Origin of the sequence: Pseudomonas sp. GM18, assembly GCF_000282195.1 — a bacterium.
Taxonomy (GTDB): domain Bacteria; phylum Pseudomonadota; class Gammaproteobacteria; order Pseudomonadales; family Pseudomonadaceae; genus Aquipseudomonas.
This window is the reverse complement of the sequence record NZ_AKJT01000030.1, coordinates 63,895-83,308: the sequence shown is the minus strand read 5'-3', so window position 1 is coordinate 83,308 and position 19,414 is coordinate 63,895. Positions and strand designations below refer to the sequence as shown.

The following is a 19,414-nucleotide window of genomic DNA, read 5'->3' as shown; positions in this document are numbered from 1 at the left end:
AAAAAAACCAGCCGTAGGAGCTGCCGCAGGCTGCGATCTTTTTTGGGGTCACTTGAGTTTCAAGTGAAAGATCAAAAGATCGCAGCCTTCGGCAGCTCCTACGACGTTCAGTTTCGATTTCGGAGTCTTCGCCCCCTATGAAGCACAACGTCATCCTTGTCGTGCTCGACGGCCTCAATTACGAAGTCGCGCGCCACGCCATGGGGCATCTGCAGGCTTACGTTGGCGCAGGACGCGCGGCGCTCTACAAACTGGAATGCGAACTGCCGGCCCTGTCCCGACCGCTTTACGAATGCATCCTGACCGGCGTTGCGCCGATCGACAGCGGCATCGTTCACAACAACGTCTCACGCCTGTCCAACCAGCGCAGCATCTACCACTACGCCACCGACGCCGGCCTGAAAACCGCTGCCGCGGCCTATCACTGGGTCAGCGAGTTGTATAACCGTTCGCCGTTCGTGGCAGCCCGGGACCGTCACACCGACGACCCGAAACTGCCGATCCAGCACGGTCACTTCTACTGGAGCGACCACTACCCGGACTCGCACCTGTTCGCCGACGCGGAAAACCTGCGCCTGCGCCATGCGCCGAACTTTCTATTGGTCCACCCCATGAACATCGACGACGCCGGGCACAAGCACGGCCTCGACACCCCGCAATACCGCAACAGCGCCCGCTCGGCCGACATCATCCTCGCCGACTACCTGCAAGGCTGGCTCGACGCCGGATACCAGGTGCTGGTGACCGCCGACCACGGCATGAACAACGACCGCTCGCACAACGGCCTGCTGCCTGAAGAACGCGAAGTGCCGCTGTTCGTCCTCGGCGACGCCTTCAGCTTCAACCAAGGCGCTGCACCGAAACAAACCGAACTGTGCGGCACCGTCTGCGAACTGCTGGGCGTGCCCCATGACAAACCTGTGTGCCGGGAGCTGCTCAAGTGAATGCCATGACCCGCGGTAAATGGCTGGCCGCTCTGTGCCTGGTGCCTTTCGCAATTTTCTTCTTCGTGTTCGAGATCGCCCCGCTGCTCTGGGTGATGATCAACAGCCTGCAATCGGAAGAGTTCGGTTGGGGCCTGGCCAACTTCAGCAAAATCTTCAACTCGAAGTTCTATTTGCAAGCGATCCAGTACAGCCTTGAGATCAGTTTCTGGTCCAGCGTGTTCGGCATCATCATTGCCGTACTCGGCGCCTATTCCCTGCGCCGGGTCGACTCGAAACTGCGCAACTTCGTGAATGCCTTCGCCAACATGACCAGCAACTTCGCCGGTGTGCCCCTGGCCTTCGCGTTCATCATCTTGCTGGGGTTCAACGGCACCTTCACCATCATGCTGAAACAGGCCGGAATCATTCAGGATTTCAACCTGTACTCGAAAACCGGGCTGATCATTCTCTACACCTACTTCCAGATCCCCCTGGGCGTGCTGTTGCTCTACCCGGCCTTCGATGCCCTGCGCGAAGACTGGCGTGAATCCGCCGCGTTGCTGGGTGCCAATGGCTGGCAATTCTGGCGGCACATCGGTTTGCCGGTGCTGACCCCGGCGCTGTTGGGCACGTTCGTGATTCTGCTGGCCAATGCGCTCGGCGCCTATGCCACGGTCTACGCGCTGACCACCGGCAACTTCAACGTGTTGCCGATCCGTATCGCGGCGATGGTGTCCGGCGATATTTCCCTCGACCCGAACCTCGCCAGCGCCTTGGCCGTGGTGCTGGTGGCGTTGATGACCCTGGTGACCATCGTGCATCAGCTGCTGTTGAAGAGGAGCTACCATGTCTCGCGCTGAACTGGGGCCCGTCGGTGTCTACCACCGGGTCATCGTGTATTTGCTGTTTGCCATTCTGTTGTTGCCGCTGCTCGGAACCTTGATCTACTCGATCGCCAGCAGTTGGTCGGCGACGATTATGCCCAGCGGTTTTACCTTGAAGTGGTACATCCAGCTGTGGAGCGATCCGCGCTTTCTCGATGCATTCGGCCAGTCGTTGCTGGTTTGTATCGGCTCGCTGATTCTGTCGGTGGTGCTGATTCTGCCGCTGCTGTTCGTGGTGCATTACCACTTCCCGAAGCTCGACGCGCTGATGAACATCCTGATCCTTTTGCCCTTCGCGGTGCCGCCGGTGGTGTCGTCGGTGGGGCTGTTGCAGCTCTACGGTTCCGGACCGTTCGCGATGGTGGGTACGCCGTGGATTCTGATCGGTTGCTACTTCACCGTGGCGCTGCCGTTCATGTACCGGGCGATCACCAACAACCTGCAAGCGATCAACCTGCGCGACCTGATGGATGCCGCACAACTGCTCGGCGCCAGCACCTGGCAAGCAGCCTTCCTGGTGGTGTTGCCGAACCTGCGCAAGGGGCTGATGGTGGCATTGCTGCTGTCCTTCTCGTTCCTGTTCGGTGAGTTCGTGTTCGCCAACATCCTCGTCGGCACCCGCTACGAAACCCTGCAGGTCTACCTCAACAACATGCGCAACAGCAGCGGCCACTTCACCAGCGCGCTGGTGATTTCCTACTTCTTCTTTGTGCTGGTTCTGACCTGGGTGGCCAATATCTTGAACAAGGACAAAAGCGAATGAGCTATGTGAGCGTCCAACACCTTCAGAAAGATTACTCGGGCACCACGGTCTTCAGCGACATCAACTGCGAAATCAGGAAAGGCGAATTCGTCACCCTGCTCGGCCCATCCGGTTGCGGCAAGTCCACGCTGCTGCGTTGCATCGCTGGCCTGACCTCGGTGGACGGTGGCCAGATTCTGCTGGAAGGTCACGACCTCGTCCCGCTGAGCCCGCAAAAACGCGGAATCGGCATGGTGTTCCAGAGTTATGCGCTGTTCCCGAACATGACCGTGGAGCAGAACGTCGCCTTCGGTTTGCGCATGCAGAAGGTCAACGCCGACGACAGCCAAAAACGCGTCGCCGAAGTGCTGAGACTGGTAGAGCTCAATGACTTCGCTGCCCGTTATCCGCATCAATTGTCTGGCGGCCAGTGCCAGCGTGTCGCCCTGGCTCGGTCTTTGGTGACCCGGCCTCGCCTGTTGTTGCTGGATGAACCGCTGTCGGCACTCGATGCGCGGATTCGCAAGCACTTGCGCGAACAGATCCGTCAGATCCAGCGCGAACTCGGCCTGACCACGATCTTCGTCACTCACGATCAGGAAGAAGCCCTGACCATGTCTGATCGAATCTTCCTGATGAATCAGGGAAAGATCGTACAGAGCGGAGACGCCGAAACCCTGTACACCGCACCCGTCGACGTGTTTGCCGCAGGCTTCATCGGCAACTACAACCTGCTGGACGCCGACAGCGCCAGCAAACTGCTGCAGCGGCCGATCACCCACCGCATCGCGATTCGCCCGGAGGCCATCGAACTGAGCCTGAACGGCGAACTCGACGCGCAGGTGCGCAGCCACAGCCTGTTGGGCAACGTGATTCGCTATCGGGTGGAAGCCCGGGGGGTGGAATTGGTAGTCGATGTGCTGAACCGCTCGGCGTCCGACCTGCATCCCGATGGTCAGCGCCTGGCACTTTCCATCGATCCGACAGCCCTGTGTGAGGTAGCCTGATGACCTTGCTGATGTTGAAGAGAGAACCGCACTGATGGCCCTGGCAATTTTTGATCTGGACGAAACCCTGATCCATGGCGACTGCGCCTCGCTATGGAGCGAACAGATGGCCCGCCTCGGCTGGGTCGATGGCGAATCCTTCCTGCGTCGCGACAAGGAATTGATGGATGCGTACGGCAGGGGCCACCTGGCCATGGAGGACTACATGGCCTTCAGCCTGGAGCCGCTGATCGGTCGCACGCCGCAAGAGCTCGAGCACTTGGTAGCGCCCTGGGTGGAAGATTTCATCGAACCGATCATCTTCAGCGACGCCACCAAAACCATCGCCGCCCACCGCAAGGCCGGCGACCGGATTCTGGTGATCTCGGCCTCGGGCACGCATTTGGTCAAGCCAATTGCCGACCGTCTGGGCATCGACGAAATTCTCGGCATCGAACTGGAAGTGGCGCACGGGGTGTACAGCGGCAACACGGTGGGCACCCTCACCTACCGCGAAGGCAAGATCACCCGCTTGCTGGAATGGCTGGACGCCGAAGAGGAAAACCTTGAAGGCGCGAGTTTCTACTCGGATTCACGCAACGATTTGCCGTTGCTGCTGAAGGTGGATTTCCCGCATGTGGTGAATCCGGATCCAGTGTTGCTCGAACACGCCGAAAAAGCCGGCTGGCCGATCCATATCTGGAAATAAAAGCAAAAGATCGCAGCCTCGCTTCGCTCGACAGCTCCTACAAATGGATGCTTACACCTGATCTTGATCGTTCCCACGCTCCGCGTGGGAATGCAGCCCGGGACGCTCCGCGTCCCAGAAGCGGACGCAGAGCGTCCATAGAGGCATTCCCACGCAGAGCGTGGGAACGATCTTCCCTAAACCAGGCTTGCGTCAATCACCAGCACCAGCTTGCCCGATACCTGATTGGTCGCCAGCTCCGCAAACGCCGCTTCGGCGTCCTCGATCGCAAACGTCCTGGCCAGTTGCGGGCTCAAACGCCCTTCGGCAAACAACGGCCAGACGTGCTGGCTGAGATCGCTGAACAAATCGGCCTTGAACTGCTCATCGCGATTGCGCAGGGTCGAACCCAGCAGTTGCACGCGCTTGGCCAGCACCTGCGCCAGATCCAGCTGCGCTTCACGACCACCCATCAAACCGATCAACACCCAACGGCCATCGCGAGCCAGCAGCTTGAGGTTCAGCGAAGCATAGTTGCCGCCCACCGGGTCGAGGATCACGTCGAACGGACCCAGATCGCCCAAACTCTCCAGATCCTTGTTGCGCACCACTCCACCCTGGGCACCCAACGCTTCACAGTAGGCCAGACGCTCCTCGGAGCCGACGCTAACCCAGCACGGGTTACCAAATGCCTTGCACAGCTGAATGGCAGCTGAACCGATTCCACTTGCTCCGGCGTGCAGAAGAACTTTCTCACCCGGTTTGAGCGCAGCCAATTGAAACAAATTCAGCCAAACGGTCGCATACACTTCCGGCAACGCCGCAGCCTCGGCCAGGGACAAACCTTCGGGAACCGGCAGCACATGCCGTCCGTCGACAACTACCTCTTCGGCCATCCCACCCCCGGCCAGCAAGGCGCAAACCCGATCGCCGACCTGCCAGGACGAGCCCGGGCCGACCTCGCTGATCACCCCCGAACACTCAAGACCCAGTGCTTGACTGGCTCCCGGCGGTGGCGGATACAGGCCTGCTTTCTGTAACAAATCGGCTCGATTGAGTCCCGCTGCCGCCACTCGGATACGAACTTGTCCTACATCGCACGTAGGACTCGGCTCTTCAACCCACTCCACTCGCCCCTCAACGCCTTGCAATGCTTTCACAGTGCCTCCATAGTGAGTCTGGACTGAGCCCGAAGCTGTAGCGCCGGGCTTTCTTGCATTATGCGACCGGCCCTTGTGGGAACCGGCGACTTCAAAGACGGCCTAATATGCGTGATCAATTGTCCCCGCGTCGAATCAGCATGAAGCATTTTTTCCCCAGCACCGCCCTCGCTCTTGTCATTGGTCTCGGTCTTTTGCCGATGTCGAGCAATTCGTTCGCAGCCAACAGCTGGGACAAGCTTCAGCCCGATCGCGACGAAGTCATCGCCAGTCTGAACGTCGTCGAATTGCTCAAGCGTCACCATTACAGCAAGCCGCCGCTCGACGATGCGCGCTCCGTGATCATCTACGACAGCTACCTCAAGCTGCTGGATCCATCGCGCAGCTACTTCATGGCCAGTGACATTGCCGAATTCGACAAATGGAAAACCCAGTTTGACGACTTCCTCAAGAGCGGCGACCTGAACGCCGGGTTCACCATCTACAAGCGCTATCTGGACCGCGTCAAGGCGCGTCTGGACTTTGCCCTTGCCGAGCTGAACAAGGGCGTCGACAAAATCGACTTCACCACCAAGGAAACCTTGCTGATCGACCGCAAGGATGCCCCTTGGCTCAAGACCACCGCCGAGCTCGACGACCTGTGGCGCAAACGCGTCAAGGACGAAGTGCTGCGGATGAAGATCTCCGGCAAAGAGCCGAAGCAGATTCAGGAAACCCTGACCAAGCGTTACAAGAATCAGCTCGCGCGTCTGGACCAGACCCGCGCGGAAGACATCTTCCAGGCGTACATCAACACCTTCGCCATGTCCTACGACCCGCACACCAACTATCTGTCACCGGATAACGCGGAGAACTTCGACATCAACATGAGCCTGTCCCTGGAGGGCATCGGCGCCGTGTTGCAGAGCGATAACGACCAGGTCAAAGTCGTGCGCCTGGTGCCTGCCGGCCCGGCCGACAAGACCAAGCAGGTGGCACCGGCCGACAAGATCATCGGCGTGGCCCAAGGCAACAAAGAGATGGTCGACGTGGTCGGCTGGCGCCTGGACGAAGTGGTCAAACTGATTCGTGGGCCGAAAGGCACCGTGGTGCGCCTGGAAGTGATCCCGGCCAGCAATGCGCCGAACGACCAGACCAGCAAGATCGTGCCGATCACCCGTGAAGCGGTGAAACTTGAAGATCAGGCGGTGAAGAAGTCGGTCCTCAGCCTCAAGCAGGATGGCAAGGACTACAAGCTCGGCGTCATCGAGATCCCGGCCTTCTACCTGGACTTCAAGGCCTTCCGTGCCGGCGATCCGGACTACAAGAGCACCACCCGCGACGTCAAGAAGCTGCTGACCGAGCTGCAGAAAGACAAGGTCGACGGCGTGGTCATCGACCTGCGCAACAACGGCGGCGGTTCCTTGCAGGAAGCCACCGAGTTGACCAGCCTGTTCATCGACAAAGGTCCGACCGTGCTGGTGCGTAACGCCGACGGCCGGGTCGATGTACTGGAAGATGAAAACCCGGGCGCGTTCTACAAAGGCCCGATGGCGTTGCTGGTCAACCGTTTGTCCGCCTCGGCCTCGGAGATCTTCGCTGGAGCCATGCAGGACTACCACCGCGCACTGATCATCGGCGGCCAGACCTTCGGCAAAGGCACCGTGCAGACCATTCAGCCGCTGAACCATGGCGAACTGAAACTGACCCTGGCCAAGTTCTACCGGGTTTCCGGTCAGAGCACCCAGCATCAGGGCGTACTGCCAGACATCGATTACCCGTCGATCATCGACACCAAGGAAATCGGCGAAAGCGCCCTGCCGGAAGCCATGCCGTGGGACACCATCCGTGCGGCCATCAAGCCGGCGGTCGACCCGTTCAAACCGTACATCACGCAGCTCAAGTCCGAGCATGACGTGCGCACGGCCAAAGACGCGGAGTTCGTGTTCATCCGCGACAAACTGGCCCTGGCCCAGAAGCTGATGGCCGAAAAAACCGTCAGCCTCAATGAAGCCGACCGTCGTGCACAACACGCCGATATCGAAGCCAAGCAACTGGCCATGGAAAACATCCGTCGCAAGGCCAAGGGTGAAGAGCCGCTCAAAGAGCTGAAGAAAGAAGACGAAGATGCCATCGCGGCCGAGCCGGACAAGACCAAACCAGAAGACGACGCCTACCTGAGCGAGACCGGGCGGATTCTGCTGGATTACTTGAAACTCAACACCGCGGTCGCCAAGCACTAAGTGGTGACAATCAAGATGATGGCAATTTAATGCTGACGCTCCCCGGAGCGTCATCAAACAGACATCATTCTGTCGTGAAATAAAGGACCGGGAGCTTTGCGCTCCCGGTCCTTTTTTTATCGCCAGAGATCGCCATGACCACAACCGAACAGCTGAGTGCCTTGAGCTCAATACTGACTCAAAGCGGTTTGCACAGCCTGTTCCAGCCAATCATCTCCCTCTCTGAACGACAGATCATCGGCTACGAAGCCCTCAGCCGTGGCCCCTCCAACAGCCCGCTGCACTCCCCCATCGCCCTGTTCGCGGTAGCGCGCCAGGCCGGTCGCCTCAGCGAACTGGAGATCGCTTGCCGTCAAAGTGCTTGCCGACGTTTCAATGAACAGCAACTGCCCGGCAAACTCTTCCTCAATGTGTCCCCGGAATCGCTGCTCGAAGCCGCCCACCAACCTGGACGCACCCTGCAACTGCTGCAGGATTTCGGCATACCGCCGAGCCAGGTGGTGATCGAACTCACCGAACAGACCCCGACCGACGATTTCCAATTGTTGCAAACCGCCCTGCATCACTATCGGGCGATGGGCTTTTCCATTGCGCTGGATGATCTGGGCGCGGGTTATTCGAGCTTGCGGCTCTGGTCTGAATTGCGCCCGGATTACGTCAAGATCGATCGGCACTTTATCGACGGCATTCACCAGGACGCGCTCAAGCGTGAATTCGTCGGCTCGATCCTGCAGATCGCCAAGGCTTCCCGGGCAAAAGTGATCGCCGAAGGCATCGAATTGCCGGAAGAACTCGCCGTGTTAACCGAAATGGGCGTCGACCTTGTGCAAGGCTATCTGCTCTGCCGTCCCCAGGAGCAACCGCCCCGCGATGCCCGAACCTTGATGCCCAAACCCAACAGCGCCGCGGCGATGCTGAACGAGGAAGCCAGCGACCTCAGCGCCCTGCTCAACGACCAACCGGCGATGGCCAGCGACACCCCGACCGCCACCGTACTGGAAGCCTTCCGCCGCCAGGCCAACCTGAACTCCCTGGCGGTGCTCGACAAGCAGGGCCAGCCGTGTGGCATCGTCCACCGTCATTCGCTCTCGGACGCCCTGCTCAAGCCCTTTGCCACCGACCTGTTCGCCCGCAAACCGATCAGCCGTTTGATGAGCGACGACTTCCTCGCCGTGGAACTGAGCCAGTCGCTGCAGCAGGTCAGCCGCTTGATCACCAGCCGCGCCCGACAACGCATCGAAGAAGACTTCATCATCACCCTCAACGGCGGCTATCTGGGCCTGGGCCGAGTGATCGACGTGCTCAAACTGATTACCGAACTGAAAATCCAGCAAGCCCGCTACGCCAACCCGCTGACCCTGCTGCCAGGCAACGTGCCGATCCAGCAATGCCTGACACGGCTGCTGCAACAGGAACGGGAATCAGTGATCTGCTACGTGGACATCGACAGCTTCAAACCCTTCAACGACATCTACGGCTACGGTCGCGGGGACGAAGTCCTACTGTGCCTGGCGCAATGCCTGAACGACCGCGTCGACCCATCCCGCGACTTCGTCGGCCATATCGGCGGCGACGACTTCCTGCTGGTGCTCGGCCCGGAAGACTGGCGCAAACGCCTCAACCAGTTGCTGGACGACTTCCACAGCCAATGCCGACGCTTCTACCGCAGCGAACACCTGGAAGCCGGCTGCTTCATCGCCCCCAACCGCCAGGGCGTACGCCAGGAATTCCCGCTGCTGTCACTGTCCATCGGCGTGGTGCATCTACATCCACAGGCCTGTGGACAACTCGATGCAAGCCAGTTGGCCGAGATGGCCTCGCAGGCCAAACACCACGCGAAGAATGTGCCGGGGTATAGCGTGCATGTGATCGATAGCCTGGCGGTGCCGGCAACCGAGGAAGCGTTGGTTGCCGGACATCGGTGATTTGCCGTACATCCCGGAGCTGCCGAAGGCTGCGATCTTTTGATCTTGCTCCCCTGCCCCCAACCCGGTGGCAACGGGGCTTGCCCGGTCCCCTGTGGCGAGCGAGCTTGCTCGCGCTGGGCTGCGTAGCGGCCCCAAAAAATCCGGCCATATGGCCAATTTTATGAGTGCTCCGCACTCAAGCGGGAGCAAGCCCCCTCGCCACAAAAAGCCGCTAGACGCTACTCCGAAGACCGAGCCCGCAACCGCCGCCCAATCACATCCAGCACATCACAGCCATCGCGCAGCGGAATGGCACAGAGCAAGGCAAAATCACTGAGAATCATCGAATCGCACTCGACTGAACCGCGCATGGACAAGTTCTCAAGCACTTGGGTGACGGCGCGGATTCGGTAGCTGGCGGCTTCGGTCAGAATATCCAGCGGTGCATGGGTATCGACAAACAGGGTGGGCATGTCGGTGCAATTGCTGGTCAACGCCATGAAGCGGTTTTTGGGGTGGGGAATTGGTTTTTCGTAGGGTGGATCAGGATGAAGTGTTGGCATTTGAGACCTTCCGATGAAAATAGGAGCTGCCAAAAGCCTTCCTACAGGCTTGGGTGGCAGCTATACGCGGGGTAGGAATACCGAGCATCGGAGACTCGACCACGCCGAAGCGTGCCCGCGCATAGCCGCCGCGACAGATATTACGGACGCACATTGACGGCCGCAAATCTGACTTCGATTGCTAACGCATTACCGATGCTATTAAAGGGTTCCTACACCCCCTCACTGATATTCAGTGACCACCAAAGCCTACCGATCGAGCTCACTGCGCACCAGTTCACGAAAACCGCCACAACTTGAAGGAAACTTCCGAAGACCTTGCCCGGAAATTTCGCTCAAAGAAGGCAAACGTAGCGGAAAGCTTCGCTGAAGCCTGGCTTGATTTTTCCACTGTGGGCTAGCCGGTTTCGACCTATAGCTGCCAGTGGCGACAGGCAGAAATAGGCCAGAAGCGGTCACTCAGGTCAGCACAACTGAATTCACTCTCGCGATTAGCTGGGATATCTTGTCGAACTGTAGATCCACCCAGCGCATCAAGGACGCCAGCGCTCAGTTCGCTCGTGATACATGGTCAGCTAACCACACCTAAGCTATCGGGAGTGATGACTCTTGGGTGGAGCTTCACGAAAACAGTCTTGGCTGCATAACAGCACTTTCAGTGGTTCGTGATGGGCGGTTTTAATAGGTTCTGATGTTAGGCACACCTACAATTCGCTGTTTTATATTTAAATCTTTTTCAAGGTCTAATCATGGAGGGCACATAGTGAAACTGTTTGGCGTTAAGTTGCTTAAGCCGATTGAGAGATCGAATGTGATCGAGATAGCTAGTATTCTACCGGCATGGCTTAAGGAAAAAATTGACAGCGAAGAGATGACACTTGCGCAAGCAAAGAAAGCACTCAATGATGAGCTTGGCGCGTTTCTTAAAACGCTTGATCCAGACGACGCCGAACTCTTCTGTGAATTCATGGAAGAAGAGGCGTCTTTACTAGCGGATGCAGCAGATGATGACTTTAGCAGAATGCAGTCCGAGCAAAAAAAATGGAGCTTTTATATTAGGTTTCAAGTTTCAAGACCGCTCGGAATTGATCAGTGCTCAGTGAGTTTCCTAGATAAATACATTATTGAATCCGACTCTGGAGGATCGTTGAAGGATGCCAACATTCTCAGACTGAAAAATTTAGAAAATTTGGTGTGGAGTGAGCTTGCTCAGATTTCAAAAAAGGTCGAGCAGGCTTTGATCCTGGCTTTCGCAGAATTAGGAATAGGCATTGCCTATCCTGATAACTTGGCATCGGCAGCAGAACTTGAAAAGACTAAAAAATTACTAGAGAAAGATTTTATCAAGCAGCACACCAAGCGCCATGAAGACCATGTTGAGATACCGTTGATTCACTGGAGCGACAAGTTTGGCGTCGTACCGTTTTTGGCAAACTCTGTAGGTTGGGATACCAAGGCAACTCAAGAAAGGGCGGCAATCGACATCGAAAAATTTAACTGTGCCTTTGCTAAGAATTACGATCGTTTGCAGAATGTTTTTGTCTTTGAAGATACTTTCAAGAAGATTGAAACAGCTACGGCAATCCTGACCACATCGCTTTTTGATGATTCGCTCATAAATAGAATCATTCTATCAATGACTGCTATTGAGGTCTTGTCGGATAAGCCGCTCCGTTCAGATGCTGAACTTGATGCTTTGAATTTTCTAGCTGAAAAGCTGAGTGAGGCCGACATTGGTGATGAGGTTAAAAAGTCTCTGAGTTCGGGACTGGAGTCGTTGAGGAGTCAGTCGATCGGTAAAAGCTGCAAGGCACTTGTAAAAGCTCTCCTGACTAAGAAGGACGCTGAGCTTTTTTATGATCTCTATAACTACAGATCACAGCTAGTTCATGCTGGAGCGCTCAAGGTAGATCAAGGGGAGATGTACAGGATTTATGTGGACTCCTACAGCTTGGCCAAAAGGGTGCTGGAAGCCTATGTAGAAAAAATATCCAGCGTTTCAGGTTGATCTCGTCGTCGCGGAGTGGGGGTTGAGGCCACCTAAGTATTTCAGCGGGCTGCAATCCTCGGCTCCTCAAGCTCGTGAGCTCGATCAGTGCATTTCGCAATAGCACTGATTTGATGCAAATGCCCCTTATTTCAGGGATAGTAGCTGTAGGTTGCAATGGTTTTCATGGCTTGTCCACCACTTCAGGGAGGACAAGATTGGTCTGTCACTACAGAGTCGCTGACTGCCACAAAGCAGCCGGTGATGAATGACGGAAACCAGCCAGAAGCAACCACTTTACGGGTCCACGAAAAAGGGGTGGGTCAAAAAGCAAGTGGGACGCCGCCCAGATACTGTCAATATAGACACCAAAAAACTATTAAGCCATCATCTAATATTAAGGCTTTAATGGAGGTACTGTGACATCTCTTATAGCTTGGGTTGCAGTTGACAGTGTGGGGCCAAGCGCGCTGTATTTTGCAAGTGATAGTCGCATTACATGGGGCGATGGAAGGCGCTGGGACTTCTGCAAAAAAGTATTTAGTTCGAATACCGAGCCGGAAATTTTGGGTTTCTGTGGTGATGTTCTGTTCCCCGTACAGGCGCTCGGCCAAGTTATTTCTCTAATTGACTCCGGATATCTTTATAAAAAGTCAGACTCAACTAGAGAAAAATTCATTAAAATAGCTGAGGTGATTGAGCAGATATACTCAACATATCCTGAGCCACACTCCTCACCATTTACAATTATTCATGGAGTCAGGCTGGGTGAAGGGAATTTGGCAAGGTTCGAGGTGAGCATACTTACTTGGTCGAAGTTCGATGGCTTCAAGATAGAGTTTATTCCGACTTTAGAAAAATTCGAGCAAAGTGACCCTAAATTGATTGTCGCCCTTGGAAGTGGAACTGGCGTGATCAAAAATATTGAAAGTTGGTGGGAGCAGTCAGATGTCGGAGGAACAAGTCGCGCGGTGTTCTCAAGCTTTTGCGAGGCTATTACAAGCGGTACTGATGCTTGTACGGGGGGGGCGCCACAGCTAAGTACTTTACAGAGGAAGGGTGTCGGAAAGGCTTTGGGATACGTATCTTTTGAAAATACTTATTTGTCGGGAATTATTGTGAATCAGAACTGCAATTTGAACAATATTAAGTTTTACAACTCATCTTTTGAGATTTGTGATCCCGTCACAAGAACTCGAAAGGAAGGCGCTCAAAGGCAGCCTAAGCCAAAAATGTAAAACGTTAACACTATATGCAAAATCGACTCGGTAAAGAATTCTAGATTAAAATTCTTTACCGAGTGGGTTTCGCTCCCACGATCTTCCGCTTATCAAGCGGTTGCTTTGCCTATCTAAGCTACCGGTCAGATGTCTTTATATCGCATGAGCGATCGTGCAGCAAGACCTCTTATGGCCACTGAAAGCTTTTTCGTGAGCACAATTTTCTATTACTGGCTGTTAACGAATCTACCCGGAAAAATCGCACATGTGATACATCGCCTCTCGTCAATTTTGTCCTTTTTATCCCTCTCGAGAGGCGGCTTTGGGTCGGAAGCTGCCCTTGGTGACAGGCAGAAATCGGCCAAAAGCTGCCGCTGGTGATAGTGTGCAAATAACCAAAAGCCGACGCTCACGCCTGTCTACGGAACCAGAGGCGACTCACTTAAGCGGCAAAATCGACTTGTCCCCCAGCTGAATAAGCTTGAACTCAACGTTAGAAGTTGCCTCTCTGTAAGTGGCCTCACTGTCATCAAACGAGGCTGCCACGATGCTTTGCAGCCCTTTCTCGGACGACAGAAGCTGGAAGAGCGCCTGTTGGCTTTTGGTAGCCATTGAGTGCTGCCCAGGCTCGTCCAGCAACAGGAAACCCAAGTGATTGCCATTGACCGTGTGGTGAGAGGAGGTTTGGTAAATGGAAAGCAGGTAGCTCCAGATCAGGCGAACAAAGTCGCTGGCGCTGGACTCCCGGGCAATGTTGCCCTTGCCTTTGGGACTGTCATCGCTTCTTCTAATATTTGGAGCTGTGGGGGAGTCGAGGGCTGCGGAATTGAATGGTTGTCTTTGACCATTGATCTCTCTGAGTTCAATCTTGGCGAGGTACGGGAGGAGATTCTCCCTGTTGAACTCGATGTCCTCGATTGCCGCGCTGTGATAGTCGAATGCACTGATGTTGGCGCGGAACATTCTTTCGAAGAGTGAATACTTAGCTAGGTCAGCGGGCGAGTAGTGATCGCTTGGCATCATCCCCCGACCTTTTTGGTTATCGAGGAAGCGTTGTGACAGCGCGCCGAGAGCATCGAGTGCCCGATCCGAGCTTTCTTCAAACTTAGTGAGCCCTTCAAGCTCCATCTCGATTTGCACTTGCAGCCTGATCCCCGATTTGGAGACAGACGAGTTGGAGTTCAGGTCGGATCGTAGTGCCCTAAGCGCAGACTTTGTAGCGGACAGTGTTCTTGCCAGCTGGTCCTTCAGCGCCTCAGACTCTTTGATGGACTGTTCAATTCCACCCTTTTCTCTTTCGAGCATTCGCAGCTGGGCAGACAAGTAGTCTATGTTGGTGTCGATATCCATGTGCGGCGTACTCTCATGCAGGTCTACGAGAGAGTTGCCAATAGATTGATGGCAGGCTGGACAAGAGTTGCTTGCTGTTGACAGGCTGAGCGATGCACCGAACTTGATCAGCTTCTGTGCAGCGTGGTTTTTGGTCAGTTCATCTTTGGCCTGTCGAGTGTTGAGTCTGTTGCTGTTTAGGTTGACGCGCAATAAGGCGAGATCACCCAGGCAGGTCTCATAAGCAACTGTAAAGCGCTCAAGTTCATTGGTGTGCTTTTCAATTGCCTGAGTGATTTCTTGTGTTGGCGTTTCACCCTGACTAGAGAGTTTCAAGCCAATAATTTGGTGCTCACTAATCTTGCGCTGCCTATACTCCAAGATACTCTCTGTTACACCCTCAGAGGTTTTGTGGAAGTTGACTAGCTCAGCATTGAAATCTGGCACGGGCGCTTTCGAGATATTGGAAAATTTGAAACTCTGCTTGAGGGTTTCACCCAAAAGCGTTCGGTAAATAATTTGCCATTCATCATAAATTTGCTTGGATTCTTGATCCAATATGTCGCGTTTGGCATCTGTATCGAACACGTCTGTGCCAACCAAGAAGTCGACGATCTTGATGCGCGCATCTCTTACGCCGAAATATGGAAGGTTTGCAATGTAGTCAGTCCATCCACGTTTCTGCTCGATCACCATCGCGGCGAAGATGTACTGTAAATAAAGCTTTGCTGGTTTGTTGTTTGTCCTCGGCACGAGCGGCAACTGCAGGCCGAGAAATTGCTCAAAGTATCTAAAAAAACCCTCTTCGATCTGAGCGCTGTTTGCGTCATGAATGAACTTGTAGAGGGTGGGGGCCGTTTCACCCTTAGTCAGCCCTGAGCACTCTTGGATCCGTACGAGCTTCGTGCTGAGCCCGTTTTCTCTAACGCTGCGTCTTGCGGTGATGGTCTTGCCATTGCTCTCGATTTCGATTGTAACTCTGGAGGTCTGGATCTGATGCTTAAGCCCCTCGTGCTCTAGATAGTCCTTCAAGGCATAGGTCAGTGCATTTTCATTCTGCGCACCCAGTAACTCTTCCATACCCACGGCATACATGATCGCGTGAACGATTGTACTTTTACCGGCGGAGTTTCGGCCACGGATGATGTTCAAGTTGCGGTTGAATTCTGTAAAGAATCCAAACGGCCCATTATCCGTCTGAATGTCGATATGGATTGCTTTGACGTACATCGTTATTCCCATCCCTTGGACACGGTACTCACCATGTCTTCCGTAATTTTCTTCCCGATCGACTTCAAGGCAGCCTTTTCTTCGCTGAGTACGGAGTCGTCTGCAAGTATCAGTTCCACATAAGATTTGCCGGAGGCAGTGAGCTCAAATCCCGTTGTGGTGGGCGCTATCAATGATTCACTGAACGCAAGATTAAGTGCAATTGCCATTGCAGGATCAAACCCCCAGATTGGGAGCTGCAATTGACCTTGCTCTGCACCGACTGTTAGTGAACGTGTACGCTCGGGTGTCTTGAGCGCCCAATTCAACAGGTGGATTTTTGGAAGGCTTGATCTGCCGCCACGTCCGGACAGATGGAGAATCAGAAGCGCCTGGGAAATTTTGTAGAGAGGGCGAAGCTCCGAGAGTACCGGAATCGGCCGCCTTATAAATTTGAGCTGAGCCATGATTTACTCGTTGAAGTCCAGTTCGCAGATCGCAAGCCATCGCGCGACAGTCCTTCGCACCACATCACTTGCCATGGACTTGTCTATGTTGAGATGGCGATCAGTGGTCAGGTATTCCATCAGCCTATCCCTCACCAGTGAGGTGAGTTCCTCCGGTGTTGCGTCAGACGTCAGTCCCCATTCCAAAACGTCTTGCTCAAAGGTATTCACTATTCGGGCGACGTTTACATACGTTTGGGGCGATCGGTCATACAGGGACTGAAAATATGTGTCGTGACCCAGGAAGTTGTTGGTTGTCAGCTTGATCAAATCTTCAATTTTCTTGGCGGGTCTCCCTGGCATTCGCAGGCGACACTTCCTTTCAAGATTCTCGTCATACGGCTCAGGAGTAGTGCTCACTTTGGGCAAAGACTCTGTCGGCGAGCCCAGGCATGGAGGCAGACCTTCTGTAGTCCGCAGCAGATTGAATTCTTTTATGTAGAACTCATGGTCATGGAGCAGGATCGTGAAATTTTCATCGAGGTGTGGAAGGCTCCACCCCCTGACTTCTGTCTGTTTGGTCTGGGTATAGGAGTGCAGCTTGTTTCTGCTAATTTCGGGGGTGACAAAACACCAATTTTTGATTTTTGTACCGCCCAGAATTTTCTGTAGATCAACAGCATAATCTCTGAGTTTTTTCAGATCGTCGTTGATCTTCGTGCGCTGCTTCTCATAGAGCTCGTCTTGATGATAGAGCCGGTCTGGGCAGTAACACTGAAACGCATATCCGGTGTGTTTCGTGTATCCCTCGATCCCAAAATCACCAGGCGAGGCGGGTATATGCTGATATCCGTCGCCGCCATGCTTGAGTTTAAATGCGAGCTGACACTGCGCTTCCCAAGTTATACCTGTGAATTTGCCAACGGGTGTAGTTATCACTGCATGCCTGCCTTGTGAATACTCATCGGGAGGCGATGCTCATCGTATCCTTCCGAAATCTATTGGCGCCGGTGGGACACCATCTGTTTACTTCGCGTGGCCTTTCGACCTCGGATATTTCAGAAGCTATCAAATCGCTATCAACCGGTCTAGCAGGAACCGGTAATTTGGATTCGATAAATACATGGGCTGTTTATCTGTACAGCATGAATCGCACCCAGTTTTGCAGGTAACGTTCGGGGGGCGATTCTTGGCTGACCATACTTTTTATAATCTGCGGCAACTATTGGCCGAAAGCAGCTCACCATAGAATTTACAATTGACCATCGTTCCCCCCACACAACGCTTACTTATCGAAGATCATCGAATGACTACTCAGCATCTCCACCCGCCAACCCTTTCAACTTCATCTCAGCCAACGGATGCCCAGCCTTCAAAGCAATACGCCAAAACCGAGCCGCTTCCACCGGATCCGGCGCCTTGCTCGGCGTCCCGGCCAGGCTGATCACGCCAACCTGATACGCCGCCTTGCCATCCCCCGCCAACGCCGCCAGGCGCAACAATCGCACCCCCTCCTCGCGCGCCCCAAGACCGACGCCGCGAAAGGTCAGGATGTGGCCGTAGAAGCTCTGGGCGCCGACATCCCCCAGGTTCGCCATGCGCGCGAACTGGCCCTCGAGCCAACGCCAGCCTCGCGGCTGGCGCACAAACCACGACCAGTGGAACAACCGGCGGGCCAGCCAGTAACCGGTCCGCGCCTTGAGTCGTAGAAACACTCAGGCTTCCGCCGACTCGGGGTACTCGTATTCGAACACCCGCACCACTTCCGAGGCATGCCAGGACGCGGCAGCCACGCCGTCGGACGGTCCGGAGAAGCGCCCGAGGCGCTCGACACATTCGAAGAAGCCAGTGCGCGGCAAGCGGCTGGCGCCCTGGCTGATCACCAGCGAGCTGCGCAGCGGCTGCTCGGCCTTGGCGTCCAGCGCGGCCAGGTGTTCAAGGGCGGCGGTCAGGGTTTGCATGGCGGGCGTGGGTAGCTGCAAACGCTCCAGCAATGCCCGATACGTCAAAAGATGGCGCTGACGGCGCGCCTGATCCAGTTCCCCCAACAATCCATCCCAATGTTGACGACTGATGCGTACGCTCACGATTCATCCCTCCATCCCGGCACCGTCAATTCCCAGGCGAGGCTGCGGCGAATAGCAGCGTCAGGTTGACGCTCACCGCTTTCGATCAAGGCGAGATATGACGGGCTGATGCCTACCGTGCGGGCAAGCGCCTCAATGGCGATGCCCTTCCCTTCGCGCAAACTGCGTAGTTGATCCAGACCCGGAAGAGTCTGGTCTGATGTGGCCGCGGGACGCACTGTGGCTTCGCGCGGTGGTTGTTCGTTGATGCCTGCTGCTTTCAGTAGAGCCTGATACTGAGCCCATGGCAGAACCGCATATTCTGGTTCGCCTTCGCGTGTAATTATCTGAATATCCATGACTACCCCGTAGGACAACGACACGTAGCGAGTCGGCACTTTTCCCTAGAAGTGTAATCCTAACAGCGGCCAAGGTCGCGGGGGGTATGAATATGGATGATCCTGAATCGGTTCAGTTTTTTTTCGGCCCCTGAAGTTGCAGTTGTTCCGGGGTATCGGGCAGGCGTTCAACCACCGCGAGTTTTTCCGGCGCCTGACGATTGCGCCAGGCGCGGAAGGCGTTGAGTTCGTCATCGAGGACTTTCATCAGCCAGGCCAGCACGGCAATGTCGTCGAGCATGCCGAACACCGGGATGAAATCCGGGATCGCATCCACCGGGCTCAGGAAATACATCAGGCCGGCCACCACTGAAACCAGCGCTTTCGGGCTGATGGCCCGGTACTCGCCACGCCAGTAGGCCAGGCAGAGTGCCTGTAACAAGCGCAGATCGTCCTTGAGTTTGCCCAGACGATTGCCCTGGCTGGCACCTTTGCTGGCAACCGCGAACAGCAGGGTCGGCAGACGACCACGGGCGAGCAGGCGCCCGGCCAGTGGCAGGAAACGGGCGAAATTCCAGGGCATTTTCATTTTTTCCTCCCACTGAAATGTTATCCACACAAATTGTGGATAACCTTGTGAACAGAGCTGCATTTCACCGCTGGAAGCCCCGTTTCACAAGGGCCCTGCTCAGATCGGGCGTTTTTTACTCACATAAAAAAACCCAAGATTTCATTGACTTG

18 protein-coding genes and 1 tRNA gene are annotated in these 19,414 nt (G+C 55.2%); 9 read left to right on the top strand and 10 right to left on the bottom strand.

Annotation, left to right across the window (positions count from 1 at the left end; translation table 11 throughout):
* The first annotated feature begins 137 nt into the window (after positions 1 to 137).
* The 5 genes from PMI21_RS19930 to PMI21_RS19950 are packed head-to-tail and all read left to right on the top strand — an operon-like array spanning position 138 to position 4,247.
* Complete coding sequence (locus PMI21_RS19930) at positions 138 to 944, top strand: alkaline phosphatase family protein (protein WP_007936175.1); 807 nt, start codon at positions 138 to 140, stop codon at positions 942 to 944.
* 5 nt (positions 945 to 949) lie between these two features.
* The gene (locus PMI21_RS19935; RefSeq protein WP_162130330.1) at positions 950 to 1,786 is read left to right on the top strand and encodes an ABC transporter permease; all 837 of its coding nucleotides are present in this window, start codon (positions 950 to 952) and stop codon (positions 1,784 to 1,786) included.
* A complete protein-coding gene (locus PMI21_RS19940) occupies positions 1,773 to 2,573 on the top strand; it encodes an ABC transporter permease (protein WP_007936173.1) in 801 nt (266 codons plus the stop codon). The genes PMI21_RS19935 and PMI21_RS19940 overlap by 14 nt, the downstream gene beginning before the upstream one ends.
* Positions 2,570 to 3,559 carry an ABC transporter ATP-binding protein gene (locus tag PMI21_RS19945; protein ID WP_007936172.1) on the top strand — a complete coding sequence of 330 codons (990 nt, stop codon included), beginning with the start codon at positions 2,570 to 2,572 and terminating at the stop codon, positions 3,557 to 3,559. Before PMI21_RS19940 ends, PMI21_RS19945 begins: the two co-directional genes overlap by 4 nt.
* 34 nt (positions 3,560 to 3,593) lie before the next feature.
* Positions 3,594 to 4,247: an HAD family hydrolase gene (locus PMI21_RS19950; RefSeq protein ID WP_007936171.1), complete on the top strand. Its 654-nt coding sequence runs from the start codon at positions 3,594 to 3,596 to the stop codon at positions 4,245 to 4,247.
* A 176-nt stretch (positions 4,248 to 4,423) separates the two neighbouring features.
* Here the strand turns inward: PMI21_RS19950 and PMI21_RS19955 are convergent, their stop codons facing one another.
* On the bottom strand, positions 4,424 to 5,386 hold the full coding sequence (locus PMI21_RS19955; RefSeq protein WP_007936170.1) for a zinc-binding dehydrogenase: 963 nt from the start codon (positions 5,384 to 5,386) through the stop codon (positions 4,424 to 4,426).
* Positions 5,387 to 5,526: 140 nt separating this feature from the next.
* Here PMI21_RS19955 and PMI21_RS19960 point away from each other — a divergent pair, with 140 nt between their 5' ends.
* Both PMI21_RS19960 and PMI21_RS19965 read left to right on the top strand, forming a co-directional pair.
* Positions 5,527 to 7,608 carry a carboxy terminal-processing peptidase gene (locus tag PMI21_RS19960; protein ID WP_007936169.1) on the top strand — a complete coding sequence of 694 codons (2,082 nt, stop codon included), beginning with the start codon at positions 5,527 to 5,529 and terminating at the stop codon, positions 7,606 to 7,608.
* Positions 7,609 to 7,742: 134 nt separating this feature from the next.
* Positions 7,743 to 9,533, top strand: coding sequence for a bifunctional diguanylate cyclase/phosphodiesterase (locus PMI21_RS19965; protein WP_007936168.1), 1,791 nt, complete (start codon positions 7,743 to 7,745; stop codon positions 9,531 to 9,533).
* Positions 9,534 to 9,754: 221 nt separating this feature from the next.
* Here PMI21_RS19965 and PMI21_RS19970 read toward each other — a convergent pair whose 3' ends face one another.
* A complete protein-coding gene (locus PMI21_RS19970; protein WP_007936167.1) occupies positions 9,755 to 10,078 on the bottom strand; it encodes a hypothetical protein in 324 nt (107 codons plus the stop codon).
* Positions 10,079 to 10,841: 763 nt separating this feature from the next.
* Here PMI21_RS19970 and PMI21_RS19975 point away from each other — a divergent pair.
* Positions 10,842 to 12,086 carry a hypothetical protein gene (locus PMI21_RS19975; protein ID WP_007936166.1) on the top strand — a complete coding sequence of 415 codons (1,245 nt, stop codon included), beginning with the start codon at positions 10,842 to 10,844 and terminating at the stop codon, positions 12,084 to 12,086.
* A 398-nt stretch (positions 12,087 to 12,484) separates the two neighbouring features.
* On the top strand, positions 12,485 to 13,303 hold the full coding sequence (locus tag PMI21_RS29455) for a hypothetical protein (RefSeq protein WP_007936165.1): 819 nt from the start codon (positions 12,485 to 12,487) through the stop codon (positions 13,301 to 13,303).
* Positions 13,304 to 13,357: 54 nt separating this feature from the next.
* Here the strand turns inward: PMI21_RS29455 and PMI21_RS19980 are convergent.
* The 8 genes from PMI21_RS19980 to PMI21_RS20015 all read right to left on the bottom strand — a co-directional run bounded on the left by PMI21_RS19980 (position 13,358) and on the right by PMI21_RS20015 (position 19,262).
* Positions 13,358 to 13,431: transfer RNA gene (locus PMI21_RS19980), tRNA-Ile, on the bottom strand.
* Between the two features lie 292 nt (positions 13,432 to 13,723).
* Positions 13,724 to 15,844, bottom strand: coding sequence for an ATP-binding protein (locus PMI21_RS19985; RefSeq protein WP_007936164.1), 2,121 nt, complete (start codon positions 15,842 to 15,844; stop codon positions 13,724 to 13,726).
* Positions 15,845 to 15,846: 2 nt separating this feature from the next.
* The gene (locus PMI21_RS19990; RefSeq protein ID WP_007936162.1) at positions 15,847 to 16,290 is read right to left on the bottom strand and encodes a hypothetical protein; all 444 of its coding nucleotides are present in this window, start codon (positions 16,288 to 16,290) and stop codon (positions 15,847 to 15,849) included.
* A gap of 3 nt (positions 16,291 to 16,293) precedes the next feature.
* Positions 16,294 to 17,208, bottom strand: a complete 915-nt coding sequence (locus PMI21_RS19995; RefSeq protein WP_007936161.1) for a hypothetical protein — start codon at positions 17,206 to 17,208, stop codon at positions 16,294 to 16,296.
* Between the two features lie 371 nt (positions 17,209 to 17,579).
* Positions 17,580 to 17,984, bottom strand: a complete 405-nt coding sequence (locus PMI21_RS20000; protein ID WP_007936159.1) for a hypothetical protein — start codon at positions 17,982 to 17,984, stop codon at positions 17,580 to 17,582.
* Positions 17,985 to 18,356 carry a hypothetical protein gene (locus PMI21_RS20005; RefSeq protein ID WP_003223109.1) on the bottom strand — a complete coding sequence of 124 codons (372 nt, stop codon included), beginning with the start codon at positions 18,354 to 18,356 and terminating at the stop codon, positions 17,985 to 17,987.
* Positions 18,353 to 18,694, bottom strand: a complete 342-nt coding sequence (locus PMI21_RS20010) for a helix-turn-helix domain-containing protein (protein ID WP_026286335.1) — start codon at positions 18,692 to 18,694, stop codon at positions 18,353 to 18,355. The genes PMI21_RS20005 and PMI21_RS20010 overlap by 4 nt, the downstream gene beginning before the upstream one ends.
* A 112-nt stretch (positions 18,695 to 18,806) precedes the next feature.
* Entirely contained in the window at positions 18,807 to 19,262 is a 456-nt protein-coding gene (locus tag PMI21_RS20015) for a YkvA family protein (protein ID WP_007936154.1), read from the bottom strand.
* Positions 19,263 to 19,414 lie beyond the last annotated feature (152 nt).

What these genes read in the sequence shown, in the direction of transcription:
- PMI21_RS20010 (WP_026286335.1), bottom strand. Translation starts at nt 18,694, where the DNA reads ATGGATATTCAGATAATTACACGCGAAGGCGAACCAGAATATGCGGTT.
- PMI21_RS19950 (WP_007936171.1), top strand. Translation starts at nt 3,594, where the DNA reads ATGGCCCTGGCAATTTTTGATCTGGACGAAACCCTGATCCATGGCGAC.
- PMI21_RS19935 (WP_162130330.1), top strand. Translation starts at nt 950, where the DNA reads ATGACCCGCGGTAAATGGCTGGCCGCTCTGTGCCTGGTGCCTTTCGCA.
- PMI21_RS19965 (WP_007936168.1), top strand. Translation starts at nt 7,743, where the DNA reads ATGACCACAACCGAACAGCTGAGTGCCTTGAGCTCAATACTGACTCAA.
- PMI21_RS20015 (WP_007936154.1), bottom strand. Translation starts at nt 19,262, where the DNA reads ATGAAAATGCCCTGGAATTTCGCCCGTTTCCTGCCACTGGCCGGGCGC.
- PMI21_RS19985 (WP_007936164.1), bottom strand. Translation starts at nt 15,844, where the DNA reads ATGTACGTCAAAGCAATCCATATCGACATTCAGACGGATAATGGGCCG.
- PMI21_RS19945 (WP_007936172.1), top strand. Translation starts at nt 2,570, where the DNA reads ATGAGCTATGTGAGCGTCCAACACCTTCAGAAAGATTACTCGGGCACC.
- PMI21_RS19940 (WP_007936173.1), top strand. Translation starts at nt 1,773, where the DNA reads ATGTCTCGCGCTGAACTGGGGCCCGTCGGTGTCTACCACCGGGTCATC.
- PMI21_RS19990 (WP_007936162.1), bottom strand. Translation starts at nt 16,290, where the DNA reads ATGGCTCAGCTCAAATTTATAAGGCGGCCGATTCCGGTACTCTCGGAG.
- PMI21_RS19930 (WP_007936175.1), top strand. Translation starts at nt 138, where the DNA reads ATGAAGCACAACGTCATCCTTGTCGTGCTCGACGGCCTCAATTACGAA.
- PMI21_RS19960 (WP_007936169.1), top strand. Translation starts at nt 5,527, where the DNA reads ATGAAGCATTTTTTCCCCAGCACCGCCCTCGCTCTTGTCATTGGTCTC.
- PMI21_RS19970 (WP_007936167.1), bottom strand. Translation starts at nt 10,078, where the DNA reads ATGCCAACACTTCATCCTGATCCACCCTACGAAAAACCAATTCCCCAC.